Genomic DNA, 18,614 nt, shown 5'->3' with positions numbered 1-18,614 from the left:
CAAGCGAACCGCTCACCGTGCGTCGGTGGGCGGTTCGTTTGTTCTGTGCGGCTAGGAGGCTTGCTCGGCCGGGAAGCCGGGCACCCAGGTGCGGACCAGTCTCATGAAACCCAGTTCCGCGTCGAGCTGGGCGAGGATGCCGACGGAGCCGCCGAGCACGCGGAAGATCATCACGTACTCCGCCGGGAGTTGCAGCGCCCGAGCGGTTTTCATCTCCGGACTGGAGAATTCCGATGCCTTGCCCGCGACCCGCTGCATCCAGGCCCTCGTGAAATGGAAGGTGTCGGTGCGGATCGGGTCGCTGAACGGGCGCAGGTAGGCCTCGATCTCCTCGTGTGTCACCTTGCGACCCGGAATCACCCACCCGTGCTCGTAGAGCAGCCGGGTGAGGGCCTCGTGGTCTTCGGCGACCGCCAGCGCCAGCATCTCGCCGAGGATGCGGGGGAAACCGCCGGGCATCGGCGCGCAGGCACCGAAGTCGAGGACGGCCAGCTTGCCGTCGGGCCGCACGAGGAAGTTACCCGGATGCGGGTCGCCGTGCAGGAGGCCGACCAGCTCGGGGGAGGAGAAGTGGAAGGCGCCCATCAGCTCGGCGATCCGATTGCGTTGCGCGCGCGTACCCTCCGGGTCGTCGGCGCCCGCCTTGATGAGCGCCGAGACCGGCGTGCCGTCCAGCCATTCGGTGACGATCACCTTCGGCGCACCCGCCACGACCTTGGGGACCACGATGTGCGGGTGCCCGTCGAAGGCAGCGGCGAAGCGGCGCTGGTTGGCCGCCTCGATGCGATACTCGAGTTCTTCCTCGGTGCGCTCGGTGATCTCGGCGAGCAGCGGCTTCACGTCCGCGCCGGGGATCACCGACGCCAGCAGACCCGACATCCGCGACAGAGTCTTGAGGTCGGCGCGCAGCGCCTCGTCGGCGCCGGGGTACTGCACCTTCACCGCCACCGCGCGCCCGTCCGACCACACCGCCCGGTGCACCTGACCGATGCTCGCCGACGCGGCGGGGGTGTCGTCGAAGGACTGGAAACGATCACGCCACTTGGTGCCGAGCTGCTGGTCCAGTACCCGGTGCACCGTTTCGATCGGCATCGGCGGTGCGGCGGCCTGCAACTTGGTGAGGGCCTCGCGATAGTGCTCGCCGAATTCCTCGGGCACGGCGGCTTCCATCACACTAAGGGCCTGGCCGAACTTCATCGCGCCGCCCTTGAGTTCACCGAGCACGGCGAACAACTGCTCGGCGGCCTTCTGGTTCAATCCGGCGTTGATCTGCTGCTTGTCACCCCCGACGAGCTTCTTGCCGAACCCGACGGCGGCTCGCCCCGCGATGCCGAGCGGAATTTTGGCCAACTTGGCATTGCGGCTTGAGCTGCGGCGCACGATCTCGGACACGCTACCCATCATGGCCGAACCTGCGGCCGCTGTGCCATGGGAATGCTCACACCGGCGATCATCGGGTCACCTCCGCGCGATGACCGGCCAGTGTCCGGCAGCCGCATTCCGGGTGCGGTGGCCACGGCCTGCGGTGCAGTTCGTGCGAATCGAGGTCGAGTTCCATAGTGGCGTCCAGGGTCGCGGGCCGTCGTCGCGGTGAGCATTCGACGATGGCTTCCAGCTCGCCGAGCGCCAGTGCGGTGGTCGCCGCCACGCCGGCAGGGGAGGCGTGGCCGGTGCGGCCGAGCAGTTGCGCCGCCAGGTGCGGCCAGTCGTGGTCGAGGCCCGCACGGGTGAGATCAGCGCACCGCAGGCAGCTGGTCTGACCGGGCAGGACGAGGGGACCGACGACGCCGATACCGTCACGCACGCGCACCTGCAGGTGCGGCACCCTCCGCAACACCAGGTCGACCGACAGACGCGGGTCGATCATCAGCGCGTCGGTGAGTACCACCAGATCGCAGCCGGGGGCACCGACCACCACCTCGGGGCGGAACGTGCGCGATCGTGAGGGCCGGAAACCCATGCGGCGCAACCCGATCGTCACCGCGTCGGACAACGGGCCGAGCCCGTGCACGGTGATCGACCGGATCTTGGCCTGTTTGCGCTCGGGTTGCAGCAGCAGCCCCGCCCGGTCGATCGCGGTGAGCAACGCGACGGTGCGATCGGGGGAGATACCGAATTCTCCGGCGCGCCAGATGATCTGCGGCCGCGACTGCAGACCGTCGAGCAGCCGGAGGAAGGCGAGCACCGTGCCGGTGTCGAGCTCGGTGGTCTCGAGGACGAGCGCGCGTTCGGGGTCCCAGCCCAGTTGCACCGTGCCCGAGGGCCGGACCAGAGTGGTCACCCTCGGGTGCAGCATCGGGCCGCGCAGTGGTGTTGTGGTCGTCATGCCAGAAGTATCGGCATCGCCTCGCCTGCGACCAGGGCCCGAAAGCCCAGTTATCCACAGGTTTTGGGCGTGTCGCTTCGACGATCTCGCCTTGTGAACAGACGATGTTCCGCCCGTCGTTACGGCGATTCGAGACGGAGCCACGCCGAAAAGCCGTGTCGCGCAACCACCGGCGGAAAGTTTTTCACCGCCGGTGGTCGCGCACCCTCACGAGTGGTCGGACTCCGGGTCGTCGCCGGTGTCGTCGGACTTCTTCTCGTCTTGCTGCGCCTGGTCGCGCTCGCGGGCCTCGGTCTCGGCGAGCTGGGCCAGCGGATCGTCGAAAGCGCCTGTGCCGCCGCCGATCACGGAGTCGATGAACCCGGCGGGGGAGTCGAGGTCGGTGGAATCGGGCAGCAGGTCGGGGTGTGCCCACACCCCGTCGCGACGCTCCATGCCCGCGTCGTCGGTGAGCCTGCGCCACAGCGCCGAGGCCTCACGCACCTTGCGCGGGCGCAGCTCGAGACCGACCAGCGTCGCGAAGGTCTGCTCGGCAGGCCCACCGGTCGCACGGCGGCGACGCAGCGTCTCCGACAGCGCCGTCGCACCGGGCAACCGCTCGCCGACCGCGTCGGAGACCACCACGTCGACCCAGCCCTCGATCAGCGCCAGCAGCGTCTCCAGACGTTCCAGTGCGGCCTTCTGCTCGGGCGTGGTCTGCGGTTCGAAAGTGCCCTGCGAGAGCAGTTCCTCCAGCTTGGACGGATCGCTGAGCATCATCGGATCGATGTTCTGGGCGGCGTCCTCCAGCGCGGAGAAGTCCATCTTGATGCCGCGCGCGTACGCCTCGACCGCCCCGAGCACCTGCTGACGCAGCCACGGCACATGCGCGAACAGCCGCTGGTGCGCGGCCTCACGAGCGGCGAGGAACACCATGATCTCGCTCTCGGGCTGCTCGAGTCCCTCGCTGAACGAGGCGATCGCGCTCGGCAGCAGCGCGGCGGTTCCGGCCGGTCCGAGGGGAAGACCGATATCGGTGGAGGTGAGCACCTCCTTGGCCAGCTGACCGAGCGCCTGACCCAGCTGCGAACCGAACGCGAGCCCACCCATCTGGCCGAGCATGCCGACCATCGGACCGGCGAACTGCTTGGCCTCCTCGGGCAACTGCGCGGTCCACATGCCGGAGATCTGCTCGGCCACCGGGTCGCACAGGCGCTTCCAGGTGGGCAGCGTCTCCTCGATCCAGTCGTTGGCCGTCCATGCCACGGTCTTGTTCGCACCCGCCGGAAGGACGGTCGAACCGTCGAGCCACAGCTCGGCCAGGTGCGCCGCGTCGGCGACGGCGGAGGAGGTCTTCGCGGCGATCGGTGCGACGGTGGCACCGAGCTGCTGACGCGCCAGCCGCTTGGCCACGTCGTAGTTGACCGGACCGGACTGGGCGCCGCCCGGGCTGCCACCCTGACTCATGCCGCTGATCATCTGGCCGAGCTGGGTCAGCATCTGACCCAGCTGCGACGGGTCGAAACCGCCCGTGCCGCCCGCCCCGAAACCGAACGGATCCGATCCGCCGGGTCCGTTCGCCTCGTCGCGACGCTTACCGGACTCGTCGTCGTCGCGGTTCGAGAAGCCGAAGGGGTGATCGCTCATGCCTCTTACGTTACGCGGGACCTGCCGGTCCACGGTGTTCGCGCATCGCGAAATCGTCGGCGGGGCCGACGGCGCAAAAGCGTGCCACTACCGTCGCCCGGCGAAGGTGATCACTACTGTGGTCGGAGTGAATCGTCGGATCCTCACCCTGATCGTGGCCCTGGTACCCGTCCTCGTGCTCGGCGTGGTCGGCAGTGTGGTCACCGTTCCGTTCGTCGCACTCGGCCCCGGCCCGACCTTCGACACCCTCGGACAGGTCGACGGTAAGCAGGTGGTCGACGTCACGGGCGCACCCCTCGATCCGACCACCGGTCAGCTCAATATGACGACCGTTTCGGTCCGCGACGAGCTGAACCTGTTCGAAGCGTTCGGGTTCTGGGTGAGCGGTGAGCACGGCCTCGTCCCGCGCGCCGAGGTGTACCCGCCCGGCGTGTCGCGCGAAGAGGTCGACAAGTCCAACCAGCAGGACTTCAAGGATTCCGAGAGCAACGCCGAGGTCGCCGCGCTGCACCACCTGAAGCTGCCGACGGTGGTCCTGGTGCGCGGTGTCGTCGAGGACGGCCCGGCCAAGGACATCCTCGCCGCCGACGACCAGATCATCAGCATCGACGGCAAGCCGATCAACGCGCCCCGAGAAGTGATCGACCTGGTCGGCACCAAGGGACCCGGCGACGTCATCACCGTCGTCTACCGGCGCGGCGACGTCGAGCAGACCACCCCGATCACCCTCGCCGCCCGCCCCGACGACAGCAACAAGGGCTACCTGGGCATCGGCCTCGGCGAGGGTGGGCGCCCGCCGCTGAAGGTGGAGTTCAACCTCGCCGATATCGGCGGTCCCTCGGCCGGGCTCATGTTCAGCTTGGCCCTGATCGACAAGCTCTCACCCGGCGAACTCAACGGCGGCAAGTTCGTCGCGGGCACCGGAACCATCGACCAGGACGGCAAGGTCGGCCCGATCGGCGGCATCCAGTACAAGATGATCGCCGCGCGTGAGGCGGGCGCCGAAACCTTCCTCGTGCCCGCCGCCAACTGCAACGAGGCAGCTCAGCGCATCCCGGAAGGGCTGCGGCTGGTGAAGGTCGACACCCTCGACACCGCGATCACCGCCCTGTCCGACATCGAAGCGGGCCGCGAACCCATCAGCTGTGCATGATGGCGGCTGGCGCCGCGGTTCTCGACGCTGAACCCCCGCCTCTTCCCTCCCTCCGGGCACTCCTTCGTCGCACCCTCCGGTCAGTCCAGAGGCGGGGGACGCGCCGAGAACACGGCAGTTGATCACTCGAGAGTGTGGTGCAGGGCCTCGACGAGGCCCGGTGCCAGGTTCGGGTAGGTGCGCAGGTCGAGGTCGCCGAAGCCGTCGTCGTCCTCGGGACGGATCTGCAGCAGGCACAGCGACGCGCCCTGGCGCAACACGCCCGCGATGAGGCGGGCGTCGCGGCGGCCCGGGTGGGCGTGGGCGGCGGCGCGCCCGGCCGCGTCGGCGGCTTCGTCGTCGGCGAGCAGCGGAACGAGCGCCTCGTCCAGATCGCTCTCCGCGTCCGGCGGCAGCACCACGATCTCCTGGACGAGCACGCAACCCTCGACCGCGGGCGGCCAGGTGGTGGTGGCCAGGAATTCGTCGAGCGCCATCGAACCGCCGGTGATGTCGTCGGGGAAGGCTTCCTGGGCCACGGGTGTCAGTTCGCTGCCGTCGTCGAGCTGATCCTGCAGGTCCGGTTCGGCCGCGGCCAGGTCGGCGGTCGGCACCAACGCGAACATCTGCGGCGGATTGCCCCAGCCCTCGGCGTCGGCGAACTCGACGACCTCGCGCACACAGCGGGCGAGGAGAACTTCGGCGTGCTCGTCATCGGTCACCCGACCATCCAATCATTTTCGGCCCTGCCGCTTGCATGGTGTCCGATTTCCGTAGAGTGGGCGCCAACGATCCCGAACAGGATCACCCGCAACATCGGACTGCGGTGTCCGCGCCCGGAATCGGTCGCGGAACCGCCGGAGCATGGAGAGTGGCACCGTGGGCATGCGGCCCCCCACCGGCTTACCTTCGTTGTCCCGACGCAGCCGTGTGCTGCTGGTGACGGCTGTCGTCCTCGCGGCGCTGCTGCTACTCGGGCCCCGCCTCACCGACGCCTATACGAACTGGTTGTGGTTCGGCGAGGTCGGTTATCGCAGTGTGTATCTGGGCGTGTTGCGCACCAGGTTCATCTTGTTCGTCGTGATCGGCCTGTTCGTCGGGCTCGTGGTGTGGGCGGCGCTGCTGCTCGCCTACCGTTCGCGTCCGGTGTTCGTGCCGGTCGCCGGGCCCAACGATCCGATCGCGCGCTACCGCACCACCGTGATGGCGCGGCTGCGCTGGTTCGGCATCGGCATCCCGGTGCTGCTCGGCCTGCTGTCGGGCCTGGTGGCGCAGTCGAATTGGGCAACGGTGCAGCTGTTCCTGCACGGCGGCGACTTCGGTCAGCAGGACCCGCAGTTCCATCTCGACATCGGGTTCTACACCTTCGACCTGCCGTTCTACCGGATGGTGCTGAACTGGCTGTTCGTCGCCGTGGTCATCGCGTTCTTCGCGAACCTGGTGACCCACTACGTGTTCGGCGGCCTGCGCCTGGCCGGACGCGAGGGCGCGCTCACCCGTGCCGCTCGGGTGCAGCTGGCCGTGATCGCCGGCATCTTCGTGCTGCTCAAGGCCGTGGCGTACTGGTTCGACCGGTACGACCTGCTGTCGAGCACGCGCAAGGAACCCACCTTCAGCGGTCCGTCGTTCACCGATATCAACGCGGTACTGCCGGCCAAGCTGATCCTGCTCTCTATCGCGGTGATCTGCGCGATCGCGTTCTTCGCCGGCATCGTGCTGCGCGATCTGCGGGTGCCCGCGATGGCGGCGGCGCTGCTTGTGCTCTCCTCGATCCTGGTCGGCGCGGTGTGGCCGATGGTCGTTGAGCAGTTCTCGGTGCGACCCAATGCCGCCGAGAAGGAAAGCCAGTACATCGAGCGCAATATCCAGGCCACGCGCGAGGCGTACGGCATCACCGACGACAAGGTCGAGTATCGCGACTATCAGGGTGTGAGCACCAAGAGCCCGCTCGAGGTGCCCGCCGACGCGGCGACCATCGGCAATGCCCGGCTGCTCGACCCGAACATCCTCTCGCCCACGTTCACCCAGCTGCAGCAGCGCAAGAACTTCTACGGCTTCCCGGAGTCGCTCGACATCGACCGCTACAACGTCAACGGCGAGCTCCAGGACTACATCGTCGCCGCGCGCGAGCTGCATCCGGCGGCACTGTCGGGTAACCAGAAGGACTGGATCAACCAGCACACCGTCTACACCCACGGCAACGGCTTCGTCGCCGCGCCCGCCAACCGGGTGAACAAGCCGCAGTCCGACGCGCAGAGCGCATCGGGTGGCAGTGATTCGGGCTATCCGCTGTTCACGGTGAGCGACCTGTTCACCGAGAAGGACAAGCAGCAGATCAAGGTCGACCAGCCGCGCATCTACTTCGGCGAGCTGATCTCCCAGACCGACCCCGACTACGCCATCGTCGGTACCGCCGAGGGTGAGGCACCGCGCGAATACGACTCCGACACGGCGCAATTCACCTACGACGGCAGCGGCGGCGTGCCGGTGGGCAACTGGTTCAACCGGTTGGCCTTCGCCGCCAAGTACGCCGAGCGCAACATCCTGTTCTCCTCGGCGATCAGCGAGGACTCCAAGATCCTGTTCAACCGGTCGCCGCGCGACCGGGTGCAGAAGGTCGCGCCGTGGTTGACCACCGACGGCAACGCCTACCCGGCGGTCGTCGGTGAGCGCATCGTGTGGATCGTCGATGCCTACACCACCCTCGACAAGTACCCCTACGCGCAGTCGACCTCGCTCGACGGCGCCGTCGAGGACAGCATCGACAAGAAGACCGGCCGGGCCATCCCGCGCAAGGAGGTCAGCTACATCCGCAACTCGGTGAAGGCCACCGTCGACGCCTACGACGGCACCGTCACCCTGTACGAGACCGACACCAACGACCCGGTGCTCAACGCCTGGCAGGGTGTCTTCCCCGACGCTGTGAAGCCGGAGAGCGAGATCTCGGCGGAACTGCGCGCCCACTTCCGCTACCCGGAAGACCTGTTCAAGGTGCAGCGCGAGATGCTCACCAAGTACCACGTGGACAACCCGCGCGAGTTCTTCACCAACAACGCCTTCTGGTCGGTGCCCAGCGATCCGACGATCGAGGGCGGCACCTTCAACCAGCCGCCGTACTACGTGCTGCTCGGTGATCCGAAGACCAACAAGCCGGTGTTCAACCTGACCTCCTCGATGGTCGGCTACAACCGCGAGTATTTGTCGGCCTACATCTCGGTGCGGTCGGACCCGGAGGGCTACGGCAAGTTCACAGTGCTGCAGCTGCCCGGCGAGACGCAGACGCAGGGTCCGCAGCAGACGCAGAACTCGATGACCACCGCCGACGCGGTGTCACGGGAGAAGACGCTGCTGTCGAACTCGAACAAGATCCGCTACGGCAATCTGCTCACCCTGCCGGTAGCCGACGGCGGCATCCTGTACGTGGAGCCGTTCTACAACGAACGCAACACGGGTTCGTCGACCTTCCCGCAGCTGCTGCGTGTGCTGGTGAGCTACCGCGACTCCGGTGGCGGTGTGAAGGTCGGTTACGCGGCGACCCTGGCCGACGCGCTCAATCAGGTGATCCCAGGGGCAGGTTCGCTGGCGACACCGTTCGGTGGCGACCCGTCGGTGAAGCCGAAACCGGGGGCGACCCCGCCGGTCGACCAGGGCTCGACCCCGCCCGCCGGTGGCGTCGTTCCGCCGCCGCCCGCGTCGGGCACCCCGTCGACGCCGACTCAGGAAGCCGCCGCGGCCGAGCTGAGCCGCAAGATCGAGGCGGTGCGCACCGCGATGCGCACGGGCAACTTCGCCGATTTCGGTAAGGCGCTCGAGGAACTGGACAAGGCCGTGCAGGCATACCAGGACGCCGGCGGCCGGTAACGGTTCGCGACACAAGAAGGCCCCGCCGGAATCGGCGGGGCCTTCTTGCTGCAGGGGGAAAAGTGGATCAGCCGGCGATCTGCGCGATCAGCGGGGCGTTGGCATTGAGCAGGTCCTGGTACTGACCTGCGACACCGTACTGCTCGGCCAGGGCACGGCCCGCGGCGGTGGCCTGGTCGACGGCGGCGCGCACCTCGCTGGGGGCCTCGGCGGGCAGCTCGACCGGGAGCTCGACGGCAGGCTCCTCGACGGGGGCCGGGATGGGCTCGGGCTCGGCGGCCTGCAGGTACCGGCCGCAGTGCGGCCACGCGCCGACACCCTGGGTGGCGAGCACGTTCTCCGCGACGCGGATCTGCTCTTCCTTGCTCGCGGTGTGGGCCGAGCCCTGTCCGCCGTTGGCAGCCCAGGTGCTCTGCGAGAACTGCAGGCCACCGTAGTAACCGTTGCCGGTGTTGATGCCCCAGTTGCCACCGCTCTCGCACTGGGCGACGCCGTCCCAGTTGTGGGCGGCGGCGGAGGCGGTGCCGGTGGCGAGGCTGAACGGAACGGCAACCAGGGCGCCGGTGACGGCGGCGACGCCGAGGGCACGGGTGCGGAATTTCCGGGTTTCAGTCATGGGGGAGACGCTAACCAAGAATTGCGCGCCGATCACATCTTGATAACGGACTCATTGTGTGATTGGAACAGTCGTCTTTTCGAGGTTTATGCGCCGTATCCGGCGGGAATACATAATCGCCGAGCGGTTTGTGATTGCACCGTTATGTGCCCGAGATCACGGCGAAATAGTGACCCCAGTCACTGGTTCAGGTGCGCGATCCCGGTTTGGCCAGAATCAGGTGATGGTCATCACAATCGAACGCTTCCTCGGCGTCCCCATGTTCGTGAAGATCGCTCCGGAACCGCGAAAAACCCGGCCTGACCTGAAGATTTGGCATCTACGCTAACCCGTGTGTAATGTTGTATTCACCGACGCGGGGTGGAGCAGCTCGGTAGCTCGCTGGGCTCATAACCCAGAGGTCGCAGGTTCAAATCCTGTCCCCGCTACAAACGAAGACGGTCCTGACCACAAAGTCAGGACCGTCTTCTTTTTTGTCCAGGTGCCGGACGGCTGAGTCTCGCGACCCTGTTGACCGTCACCGTTCCCGCTGTTCACCGTCGGTGACATGTACAAGGACGTAGCCGACACCGTGTTCCCCAGGGATTCCCCGGCATAGGTTCGAGACGGCCTCGATGGCCGCGTGAGGTCGACCGCCCCACGCTTCGGCTGATGCTCCTGGGGAGGGACCACATGTCGCGGCCCGGTAGTTTGCGAACCTGCGCGATCGCCGCGCTCGCCGTCGCGGCGGCGATCACCCCAGCCCCGGCCTGGGCAGGCCCGTCGCTGGTCGACGACGTCCTGCCCGCCCCCTCGCTGCCCGCGGCGTCCACACAACTGGTCAAGGACCTGCCCGCCGACGTCGCCGCCCTGTGGCAAGCCACCCGCGCCACCCCCACCGGCGACCCCCTGTTCGACGCCTGGCCCGCCGACCTCGCGGACCGGCGCCCGGGCGAGATCATCGAACAGCGCGATGTGACGGCCACGGCGGCGCCGTTCGCGGTCGTGCCGATCCAGCAGGCCTTGCTGCTGAAATTCCGCACAACCGACTCGCGGGGCGCGCCGTCCTTCGCGACCGCGACGCTTCTCGTCCCCGCTGCCGCGCCCCCGTCCGGAACGACCAGGCAGGTGGTGGTCAACGCCCTGCCGATCAACTCCCTCGGCGCGACCTGCACGCCGGGATACGGGCTCGCACACGGTGCCCACCCGAAATTCAACATGGGCGACCTCTTCCCACCGACGATGGCCTGGGCGCTGAACCGCGGCCATGCGGTGCTCGTGCCCGATCACGAGGGACCGTTGATGGCGTACGCGGAGCCGACGGTCGCCGGGCACGCGGTGCTCGACGCGATCCGCGCGGTGCGTGCGGTGCGCCCCGAGGTATTCGGCGACAGCCGGTTCGCCGTCGGCGGGTACTCCGGCGGCGCGATCGCCGCCTACGGCGCCGCCGTGCTGCAACCCGAATACGCACCCGAACTCGGCGACGCGCTCGCCGGCGTCGCCATGGGCGCGCTGATCAGCGACTATCCCGCCATCGCCGCTCGCTTCAACGGCAGCTTCGCCTCCGGAATCCTGATGGCCGCGGGCTTCGCCGTCGCCCGCGAGCACCCCACCCTGCTCGCCCAGCTGAACCATCTCGGTCAGTGGGTGGCGACCTCGCCGATCCGCGACCTCTGCGGTGACAGCAACGGCCCGCTCGGTCTGCTCGGCCTGCCGGTGGATGTCGGGATGTCACCACCGAACCCGCTCGCCTCCGACGCGATCCGGGAGATCTTCACGCGCACCGACCTGAGCGGCCGCACCGCCGACGCGCCGCTGTACATCTATCACGGGCAATTCGATTTCGGCGTACCACCGGAGCAGGGCCTCGCCGTCGCCAGGCGGCACTGCGCAGGCGATACGCAAGTGGTCTTCCGGTCGTTGCCCACCGAACACAGTCTCGGGATGATGGCCGGTTGGTCCGGTGCGATGGAGTGGATGGATGCCCGGCTGGCCGGGACACCAGCGCCGCGGGAGTGCCCCTGACCGTGGCCGCGACAAAAGCCGATGGCGCCGCCCCTGGTGGGAGTCGGCGCCGTCGGCGGTAGAGCGTGTGGTCAGGCGTCGAGGTCGCTGGCCACCAGCTCCGCGATCTTGTCGAGGGTCGGCTGATCGTCGGAGCTGATGACGACCTCCGCGCCCTGACCCGCGCCGAGGGTCATGATCATCAGCGCCGACCCGGCATCGACCGGATCGCCACCCGTGAGCGCGATGGTGACGGGCACGCCCGCCGCACCGACCGCCTCCGCGATCAGGGCGGCGGGGCGCGCGTGCAGGCCGACCGAGGAGCCGACGGTGACGGTGGTGCTCGGCATGGGTTTCTCCTTGTTGTGCGAGGTGACGTTGTGCGAGGGGACTTAGGCGGTGGCCAGAGCAGGTGACTTCTTGCCGGTGAGCTCCTTGGCGAGGGTGACGCAGGCGGCGCCGACGACCGTGCCCGCCAGCACCGACACGATGAACCACAGCACGTGGCCGATGGCGAAGAACACGAAGATCCCGCCGTGCGGTGCGCTCAAGGTGACCTCGGTGGCCATGACCATGCCGCCGGTCACCGCGCCGCCGACCATCATCGACGGCAGCACCCGCAGCGGGTCGGCCGCGGCGAACGGGATGGCGCCCTCGGAGATGAACGAGGCGCCGAGCAGCCAGGCCGCTTTGCCGTTCTCCCGCTCGGCCTCGGTGTAGAGACGGGGCCGCAGCGTGGTCGACAGCGCCATCGCGAGCGGCGGAACCATGCCCGCCGCCATCACCGCGGCCATGATCCGCAAGGTGGTGTTGTCGGTGACCGACAGGCCCGCGGCGGCGAACGAGTAGGCCGCCTTGTTCACCGGCCCGCCGAGATCGAAGCACATCATCACGCCGAGGATCACCCCGAGCGCGATCGCCGAACTACCCGAAAGACCGCCGAGCCAGTCGGTGAGCGCGTCGGTGACCGCCGCCAGCGGCTTGCCGAGCAACACGAACATCAGCACACCGACGATCAGCGACGCCAGCAACGGAATCACCACCACGGGCATCAATCCGCGCGCCCACGTCGGGACGGGCAGCTTGCTCACCCACAACGCCGCGAAACCACCGATCAGACCACCGACGAGGCCGCCGAGGAATCCCGCCCCGACGACGAGAGCGATCGCGCCCGCCGTGAAGCCCGGTGCCAGGCCGGGCCGGTCGGCGATGGCGAAGGCGATATACCCGGCCAGCGCCGGAACGAGGAAGCCGAACGCGAGCACACCGATCTGGTTGAGCACGGCGGCGAAATAGGTGGCCAGACCGCCGTCGGGCAGGTCGGTGAGCGAGTTGTTCAGCACGATGTCTTTGGCGCTGTCGGAGATCTCGTAACCGCCGAGCAGGAAACTCAACGCGATCAGCAGACCGCCCGCCGCGACGAACGGGATCATGTAGCTCACGCCGGTCAGCAGGATCTGCCGCAGCCGCGTACCCCAGCCGATGCCTTTGGCCGCCGGCTCACCCGTCGTGGGTGCTGCTGCCCCGCCGACCGTGGCGGCGCCGGGGGTCCGCGCGGCCGCGACAGCCTCGGCGATCATGGTGTCCGGTTCGTTGATAGCCCGTTTCACGCCGGATTCGATGACCGGTTTCCCCGCGAACCGGCTCCGATCCTTCACTCCCACATCGGTGGCGAAGATGACCGCGTCGGCGCCGGTGATGGTTCCCGGATCGAGCTTGGCCCCACCGCTGGATCCCTGCGTCTCCACCGCGAGGTCGACACCTGCCCGCTCGGCGGCGGCGGCGAGGGAATCGGCGGCCATATAGGTGTGGGCGATGCCGGTCGGGCACGCCGTGACCGCCACGATCTTCGTCGGTGTCGCCGACTTGTTCAGGTCGGTCGCGTCAGCAGGGGTACCCGCGTCACCGCTCGATTCCGCATGACCGGCGGCATCGGATGAGTCAGCAGCATCTTCACCGGATGCGGCAGTCCCTCCCGTATCGGTCGCGCCCGCGCCGGACGATGAGGCAGTGGCCGCACCCGCACCGACAGCATCGATCGTGTCGGCTGCCGTTGATGCCGCACCAGTGGCACTGGTCGCGCCCGCTGCCGAAACGCCCGCACCCGTGGCCGTGGGGGCGCTGGACGCGGGCGGGGGATTGATCACCCCGTCGACCAATGCGACAACCTCGGCGGGCGTGGCGGCCGAGCGAAGGTCGTTGACGAAGGCAGGGCGGACCAGCGCCCGGGCCAGGGACGACAGGAGCTTCATGTGGTCCGCACCCGCGCCTTCGGGGGCGGCGATGAGGAACACCAGGTCGGCCGGTCCGTCGGGCGCACCGAAGTCGACGCCGGGGGCGAGGCGGGCGAAGGCGAGCGAGGGTGCGGTGACCGCGCTCGCCCGGCAGTGCGGGATGGCGATGCCGCCGGGTAACCCGGTCGCCGATTGGGCCTCCCGGTTCAGCGCGGCCTCGCTCACGGCGGCCGCGTCGGTGGCCCGGCCCTGCTCGGCCAGCTTGCCTGCCAGTGCGGTGATGACCGATTGCTTGTCGGCGCCGAAGTCGGCGCCGAGGGTGACCAGGTCTTGGGTGATGATCGAATCGGCCATCGTCGTGTCTTTCCGGTGTCGGGTGGAGCGGGATCGAACGGGAGGTCAGCTGGTCGCGGTGTCGCCCAGTGCCTTCGGCAGCGCGTCCGGGAGCGGGTGGGCCATGACGGCTTCGAGCAGGATGTCGGCGGGGCCCGGCAGTTCCGTACCGGGCAGCGCGGTGGCGGCGCTGCCGTAGGCGACGGCGGCGCGCAGCCGATCGGCCGGGTCGAGGCCCGCCAGGTCGGCGAGCAGGTACCCGGCCAGTGCGGAATCGCCCGCACCGACCGTGCTGCGCGCGACGATCGGCGGCGCACCGGCGAACCAGGCGCCCTCGGCGGTGACCAGCACCGCTCCCGCCGCACCGAGGGTGGCGAGCACGGCACCGACGCCGTGCTCGATCAGTGACGTGGCGGCCTGCGCCGCGGCCGTGGGATTCTCGAGGTCGACAGCGTCGAGCCCCGTGAGCTGGGCCAGCTCCTCGCTGTTCGGTTTGATGAGATCCGGTACGGCAGAGCCCGGTTCGTCGAACAGGGCGAGCAAGGGCGCCTCGGAGGTGTCGACCGCGATCCTGGCCGATCCGGTGGCCGACAGCTCGCCCACGAGCCGCGCGTACCAATCCACGGGCACACCGGGCGGCAACGAACCGGACAGCACAACCCACGAAGCGCCTGCGGCTGCTTCTGCCAGCGCGCCGGCGAGTGCGTCGAGTTCCGGTGCTCGCAGCGGATGCCCGGGTTCATTGATTTTCGTTGTGGTGCCGTCGATTTCGGCGATCGTGAGATTGGTCCGTGGGGCGCCACCCGTCGGCACGGCACGGAACGCGATGCCCGCGCCGCGCAATCCGCTCACCACCGGGTCGTCCTCGGTGCCCGGCAGTACGGCCAGCGCGGACACCCCGCCCGAGGTGAGCACGCGTGCCACGTTGACGCCCTTGCCGCCGGGCTGGGAGGTGACGTTCGCCGCGCGGTGCACCTGCCCTCGGCGCAGCGGTTCGGTGAGTGTCACCGTCCGGTCGACACTCGGGTTCGCGGTCAGTGTGACGATCATGCGAGCACCACTTCGATTCCCTCGGCGATCAGTTTGTCGTGTGCGGCGGACGGAATGTCGGTGTCGGTGACCAGCACGTCGATATCAGCGGTGGTACCGAAGCTCACGAAGTCCTCGCGCCCGATCTTGGAGGCGTCGGCGACGACGACCACGCGGTCGGCGGCCGCGATCATGGCCCGCTTCACGGCGGCCTCCTCCGGGTCGGGGGTGGACAGCCCGTGCCGAACGGTGAGCGCGTTGGTGCCGAGAAACGCGACGTCGACGCGCAATTCGCCGAGTACGCGCAGGGTTTCGGCCCCGACTGCGGCCTGGGTGACACCGCGCACGCGCCCACCGAGCAGATGCGTCCGCACCCCGGCGTAGCCGGTGAGCCGCGTGGCGACGGGCAGCGAGTTTGTGACGGCGACCAGATCCAGATCGACCGGCAGGGCGGCCGCGACCCGCGAGGTCGTCGTGCCCGCGTCGAACAGCACGCTGCCACCGGACGCGGGCAGGTAGCGCTGGGCGAGTTCGGCGATGCGGTCCTTCTCGGCGGCGCGGGTGCTGTCGCGTTCGACGGTGCCCAGCTCGATGGTGGTGAGCGCGCCCGCTCCGACGGCTCCGCCGTGTACTCGCCGGATCAGGCCGAGCCGGTCGAGTACGGCCAGGTCGCGGCGGACGGTTTCGGTGGTCACCCCGTATTTGTCGGCGAGTTCGGCGACGGAGACGCGACCGTGCTGCCCGATGAGGGTCGCGATGGCCTGCTGCCGTTCCTCGGCGTACATGGTTCCTCCGGTTCGTGAATGTGTACTCATGTTGTTTTATGCCCACTTGTGTGGCTTTGTCAACGACTTTTGGTGAGCCGAGTCACAATCGTTGCCGAGGGGCATGGCGAGGCCGCGGCAGCCGGGGCGAGAGAGGCATCCGCATAACGCGGGCAGAACAGGAGGCGGCCGCACAGTCGGGGCCGGGATGGGGCCGCGCGATGGGGCCTGCGCACGGCTGCGCGCTCTAGCGGCGCGTGAGCCGGAAGGGCTGAGCGTCGAACGCTCGGATCCAGAGGGAGGGTCAGTCGAAGCCGAGGTCGCTGGTGAGCGGATCGCGTAACGCACCTTCGGCGGCGCGTAGTCGATCGGTGACCGAGGTGAGCAGATCCATCGAATCCTGCGACAGGCCGAGGGCGAGCCGGGTCAGGTGGCGCACGCGGTCGCAGTTGATGCGCTTGGCCAGTGCTGCATCCGGATCGGCGGGAGCGGCCGAGTGTTCGACGACGGTCACGACAGGGGCACTCACAATCTCGGAACGCGCTGCTGGGGGTAGGTGCTGCCTACGTTGGAGTATGACGCACCTTACATGGCCCCGGCGGCGCGCGAGGGCGGGTCGCGTGCGAAAGTTCAGCGATGAGTCAGTTCGCCGACTATCAGAACGAGATCTATCTCACCGCGCTCGGGGGCGTTCTGCCCGAATTCCCCATGGACTACGCCACTCTCGAGCGTAAGGCCACCGCCGCCCTGCCCGATACGCTGCTGCATTACATCGCCGGGGGCGCCGGTGACGAGCTCACCCAGCGCCGCAATGCCGAAGCCTTCGCCGACTGGGGGCTGCTGCCGCGCATGCTGGTCGGCGCGACCGAACGCGACCTCACCGTCAGCGCGTTCGGGCACACCTTCGCCAGCCCGCTTTTCCTGGCGCCGGTCGGTGTGATCGGCCTGGTCGGCGAGCAGGGGCACGGTGACATCGCGGTCGCCGAGGCATCGGCGAAAACCGGTGTGCCCGCCATGTATTCGACGCTGATGGAAGATCCCCTGGAAGAGGTTCGTCCGCACGCGGGCGACACCCCCTCGTTCTTCCAGCTCTACACCCCCAAGAACCGCGAACTCGCGGAAAGCCTCGTACACCGCGCCGAAGCCGCAGGTTACGCGGGCATCACCGTCACCCTCGACACCTGGGTGCCCGGCTGGCGTCCCCGCGACCTGTCCAGCGGCAACTTCCCACAGCTGCGTGGGCATGTGCTGAAGAACTACACCAGCGACCCGGTGTTCCAGGCGATGGTCGGTTCCGACGACCCGAAGATGATTGTGCTGCACTGGGTTTCGACCTTCGGTCACTCGCTGACCTGGGAAGACCTGACCTGGCTGCGCTCGCTCACCGACCTGCCGCTGATACTCAAGGGCATCTCGCATCCCGACGACGCGCGCCGCGCCATCGACCTCGGCGCCGACGGTATCTACTGCTCCAATCACGGTGGGCGCCAGGCCAACGGCGGGCTGAGCGCGCTGGAGACCCTGCCCGAGGTCGCCGCCGCGTGTGACGGCCGGGTGCCGGTGCTGTTCGACTCCGGTGTCCGCTCGGGCGCCGACGTGGTGAAGGCGCTCGGACTGGGTGCGACGATGGTCGGTATCGGCAGGCCCTACGTCTACGCGCTGGCTCTCGGCGGGGTGCGTGGTCTGGTGCATCTGCTGCGGTCCTACGCCGCCGAAGCCGACCTGCTGCTGGCCGTCAACGGCTACCCGGATGTGGCCGCCGTGCGCGCCAACATCCGCCGGAGCATCCACGGCAACGTCACCCGCGGCTGAGTCCTGGGCCGCAAAACCCGCTCCGGGGGCGGGTTTTGGGGCCCCGTCTACGGCCTCGGCCGGAACTTGTCGGTGGGGTGCGGCATCATCAGGGGCACACGACGCTCTAGCACGCACCAACCTCCCGGAGTCCACGATGTCCTCGCCGAGCACCAAGTCCGCATCCCGTCGATCAGCTCCCCGGGTTCTGTCCGAGGCCGAGCTCGCGCGCATCGCAGGCGAGCTGGCCGAGGGCAAACCGCCGATGGTGTGGTTCACCTCGGCGGCCGTCGGCATCGAGGAGGGCAAGTCCGGCAAGATCGTCGCGCTCGGTGACCCGGCCGACGGCGACTTCCTGCAGGTGCGCCCGACCGGTTCCAAAGATGTGCTCTCGTTCGGCCCGAGCGAGGTGACGCTGACCAAGCCGGCCCGCGGGACTACCGTTGCGCCCGGCGGCGCCAAGCCCGCCACGCACCACGTTCCCGAGCCGAGCAACCGAAAGGACACCCCCGTGACCCAGCCCTCGTCTCCGCCGAGTGCCGCGCCGAAGCCCGCCGCGCCGCGTTCGCTCGCGCCCGTGCCCGACGAGGCCACCGCCGCAGCGAAACCGGCGGCGCCGCGTCCGGCCAAGGCCACGGCGGCGCGCAAGCCCAAGGCACCCGAGGTCACCGTCACGCTCACCGGCACCGCCGACGGCGAATGGACCGTCGACGTCGTCAACGGCAAGAAGCGCAGCGTCAAGGGGCTCGCCGTGAACAGCGGCGCGGTCGCCCAGGCGGCCAAGATCCTGCACCCGGAGGTCGAGGAAGTGGTCGCCGGGATCCTGGAAGCCGCGCGGGAGGTGCAGCAGGCCAAGGTGGCTCAGCTGCAGGCCGAACTGGAGGCGGCCAAAAGGCTGCTCGCCGAACTAGGGGACTGA

The 18,614-nt window shown here is 68.7% G+C and carries 15 protein-coding genes and 1 tRNA gene; 6 read left to right on the top strand and 10 right to left on the bottom strand.

Going from position 1 to position 18,614, the window contains the following annotated elements; all coding sequences use genetic code 11:
- Positions 1-51 precede the first annotated feature (51 nt).
- The 3 genes from HYG95_RS21265 to HYG95_RS21255 all read right to left on the bottom strand — a co-directional run bounded on the left by HYG95_RS21265 (position 52) and on the right by HYG95_RS21255 (position 3,952).
- The gene (locus HYG95_RS21265; RefSeq protein WP_370465870.1) at positions 52-1,401 is read right to left on the bottom strand and encodes an ABC1 kinase family protein; all 1,350 of its coding nucleotides are present in this window, start codon (positions 1,399-1,401) and stop codon (positions 52-54) included.
- A gap of 49 nt (positions 1,402-1,450) precedes the next feature.
- Positions 1,451-2,326: a TOMM precursor leader peptide-binding protein gene (locus tag HYG95_RS21260; protein WP_181700397.1), complete on the bottom strand. Its 876-nt coding sequence runs from the start codon at positions 2,324-2,326 to the stop codon at positions 1,451-1,453.
- Positions 2,327-2,533: 207 nt separating this feature from the next.
- Positions 2,534-3,952: a zinc-dependent metalloprotease gene (locus HYG95_RS21255; protein ID WP_181700395.1), complete on the bottom strand. Its 1,419-nt coding sequence runs from the start codon at positions 3,950-3,952 to the stop codon at positions 2,534-2,536.
- Positions 3,953-4,079: 127 nt separating this feature from the next.
- Between HYG95_RS21255 and HYG95_RS21250 the strand changes: the two genes are divergently transcribed.
- Positions 4,080-5,105, top strand: coding sequence for a PDZ domain-containing protein (locus tag HYG95_RS21250; RefSeq protein WP_181700393.1), 1,026 nt, complete (start codon positions 4,080-4,082; stop codon positions 5,103-5,105).
- 122 nt (positions 5,106-5,227) lie between these two features.
- Here the strand turns inward: HYG95_RS21250 and HYG95_RS21245 are convergent, their stop codons facing one another.
- The gene (locus HYG95_RS21245; RefSeq protein ID WP_067491592.1) at positions 5,228-5,806 is read right to left on the bottom strand and encodes a PPA1309 family protein; all 579 of its coding nucleotides are present in this window, start codon (positions 5,804-5,806) and stop codon (positions 5,228-5,230) included.
- A 157-nt stretch (positions 5,807-5,963) separates the two neighbouring features.
- Here HYG95_RS21245 and HYG95_RS21240 point away from each other — a divergent pair, with 157 nt between their 5' ends.
- Positions 5,964-8,945, top strand: coding sequence for a UPF0182 family protein (locus HYG95_RS21240; protein ID WP_181700391.1), 2,982 nt, complete (start codon positions 5,964-5,966; stop codon positions 8,943-8,945).
- 67 nt (positions 8,946-9,012) lie between these two features.
- Here the strand turns inward: HYG95_RS21240 and HYG95_RS21235 are convergent, their stop codons facing one another.
- Positions 9,013-9,561 (bottom strand): transglycosylase family protein, encoded by a 549-nt coding sequence (locus HYG95_RS21235; RefSeq protein WP_181700389.1) that lies wholly within the window; start codon positions 9,559-9,561, stop codon positions 9,013-9,015.
- A 354-nt stretch (positions 9,562-9,915) separates the two neighbouring features.
- Here HYG95_RS21235 and HYG95_RS21230 point away from each other — a divergent pair.
- Positions 9,916-9,989 (top strand) — tRNA-Met (locus tag HYG95_RS21230).
- 244 nt (positions 9,990-10,233) lie between these two features.
- The gene (locus HYG95_RS21225; protein ID WP_181700387.1) at positions 10,234-11,565 is read left to right on the top strand and encodes a lipase family protein; all 1,332 of its coding nucleotides are present in this window, start codon (positions 10,234-10,236) and stop codon (positions 11,563-11,565) included.
- A gap of 71 nt (positions 11,566-11,636) precedes the next feature.
- Here HYG95_RS21225 and HYG95_RS21220 read toward each other — a convergent pair whose 3' ends face one another.
- From HYG95_RS21220 to HYG95_RS21200, 5 genes are all read right to left on the bottom strand, one after another.
- Complete coding sequence (locus tag HYG95_RS21220) at positions 11,637-11,894, bottom strand: HPr family phosphocarrier protein (RefSeq protein ID WP_067491599.1); 258 nt, start codon at positions 11,892-11,894, stop codon at positions 11,637-11,639.
- 42 nt (positions 11,895-11,936) lie between these two features.
- Entirely contained in the window at positions 11,937-14,132 is a 2,196-nt protein-coding gene (locus HYG95_RS21215; protein ID WP_181700385.1) for a fructose-specific PTS transporter subunit EIIC, read from the bottom strand.
- A gap of 45 nt (positions 14,133-14,177) precedes the next feature.
- Positions 14,178-15,161: a 1-phosphofructokinase family hexose kinase gene (locus HYG95_RS21210; protein ID WP_181700382.1), complete on the bottom strand. Its 984-nt coding sequence runs from the start codon at positions 15,159-15,161 to the stop codon at positions 14,178-14,180.
- Complete coding sequence (locus HYG95_RS21205) at positions 15,158-15,925, bottom strand: DeoR/GlpR family DNA-binding transcription regulator (protein ID WP_181700416.1); 768 nt, start codon at positions 15,923-15,925, stop codon at positions 15,158-15,160. The genes HYG95_RS21210 and HYG95_RS21205 overlap by 4 nt, the downstream gene beginning before the upstream one ends.
- 283 nt (positions 15,926-16,208) lie before the next feature.
- Entirely contained in the window at positions 16,209-16,418 is a 210-nt protein-coding gene (locus tag HYG95_RS21200) for a hypothetical protein (protein WP_181700380.1), read from the bottom strand.
- 122 nt (positions 16,419-16,540) lie between these two features.
- Here HYG95_RS21200 and HYG95_RS21195 point away from each other — a divergent pair, with 122 nt between their 5' ends.
- Together HYG95_RS21195 and HYG95_RS21190 are read left to right on the top strand one after the other, a co-directional pair.
- Positions 16,541-17,716: an alpha-hydroxy-acid oxidizing protein gene (locus HYG95_RS21195; protein ID WP_181700378.1), complete on the top strand. Its 1,176-nt coding sequence runs from the start codon at positions 16,541-16,543 to the stop codon at positions 17,714-17,716.
- A 136-nt stretch (positions 17,717-17,852) separates the two neighbouring features.
- A complete protein-coding gene (locus HYG95_RS21190) occupies positions 17,853-18,614 on the top strand; it encodes a DUF6319 family protein (RefSeq protein ID WP_181700375.1) in 762 nt (253 codons plus the stop codon).

It is taken from the genome of Nocardia sp. GTS18 (assembly GCF_013839555.1).
GTDB classification, from domain to species: domain Bacteria; phylum Actinomycetota; class Actinomycetes; order Mycobacteriales; family Mycobacteriaceae; genus Nocardia; species Nocardia rosealba.
This window is presented reverse-complemented; position numbering and strand designations above follow the sequence as displayed.

Coding starts and splice junctions, on each gene's coding strand:
- HYG95_RS21265 (WP_370465870.1), bottom strand. CDS start 1,401: ATGGGTAGCGTGTCCGAGATCGTGCGCCGCAGCTCAAGCCGCAATGCC.
- HYG95_RS21260 (WP_181700397.1), bottom strand. CDS start 2,326: ATGACGACCACAACACCACTGCGCGGCCCGATGCTGCACCCGAGGGTG.
- HYG95_RS21255 (WP_181700395.1), bottom strand. CDS start 3,952: ATGAGCGATCACCCCTTCGGCTTCTCGAACCGCGACGACGACGAGTCC.
- HYG95_RS21235 (WP_181700389.1), bottom strand. CDS start 9,561: ATGACTGAAACCCGGAAATTCCGCACCCGTGCCCTCGGCGTCGCCGCC.
- HYG95_RS21225 (WP_181700387.1), top strand. CDS start 10,234: ATGTCGCGGCCCGGTAGTTTGCGAACCTGCGCGATCGCCGCGCTCGCC.
- HYG95_RS21220 (WP_067491599.1), bottom strand. CDS start 11,894: ATGCCGAGCACCACCGTCACCGTCGGCTCCTCGGTCGGCCTGCACGCG.
- HYG95_RS21215 (WP_181700385.1), bottom strand. CDS start 14,132: ATGGCCGATTCGATCATCACCCAAGACCTGGTCACCCTCGGCGCCGAC.
- HYG95_RS21210 (WP_181700382.1), bottom strand. CDS start 15,161: ATGATCGTCACACTGACCGCGAACCCGAGTGTCGACCGGACGGTGACA.
- HYG95_RS21205 (WP_181700416.1), bottom strand. CDS start 15,925: ATGTACGCCGAGGAACGGCAGCAGGCCATCGCGACCCTCATCGGGCAG.
- HYG95_RS21195 (WP_181700378.1), top strand. CDS start 16,541: ATGAGTCAGTTCGCCGACTATCAGAACGAGATCTATCTCACCGCGCTC.
- HYG95_RS21190 (WP_181700375.1), top strand. CDS start 17,853: ATGTCCTCGCCGAGCACCAAGTCCGCATCCCGTCGATCAGCTCCCCGG.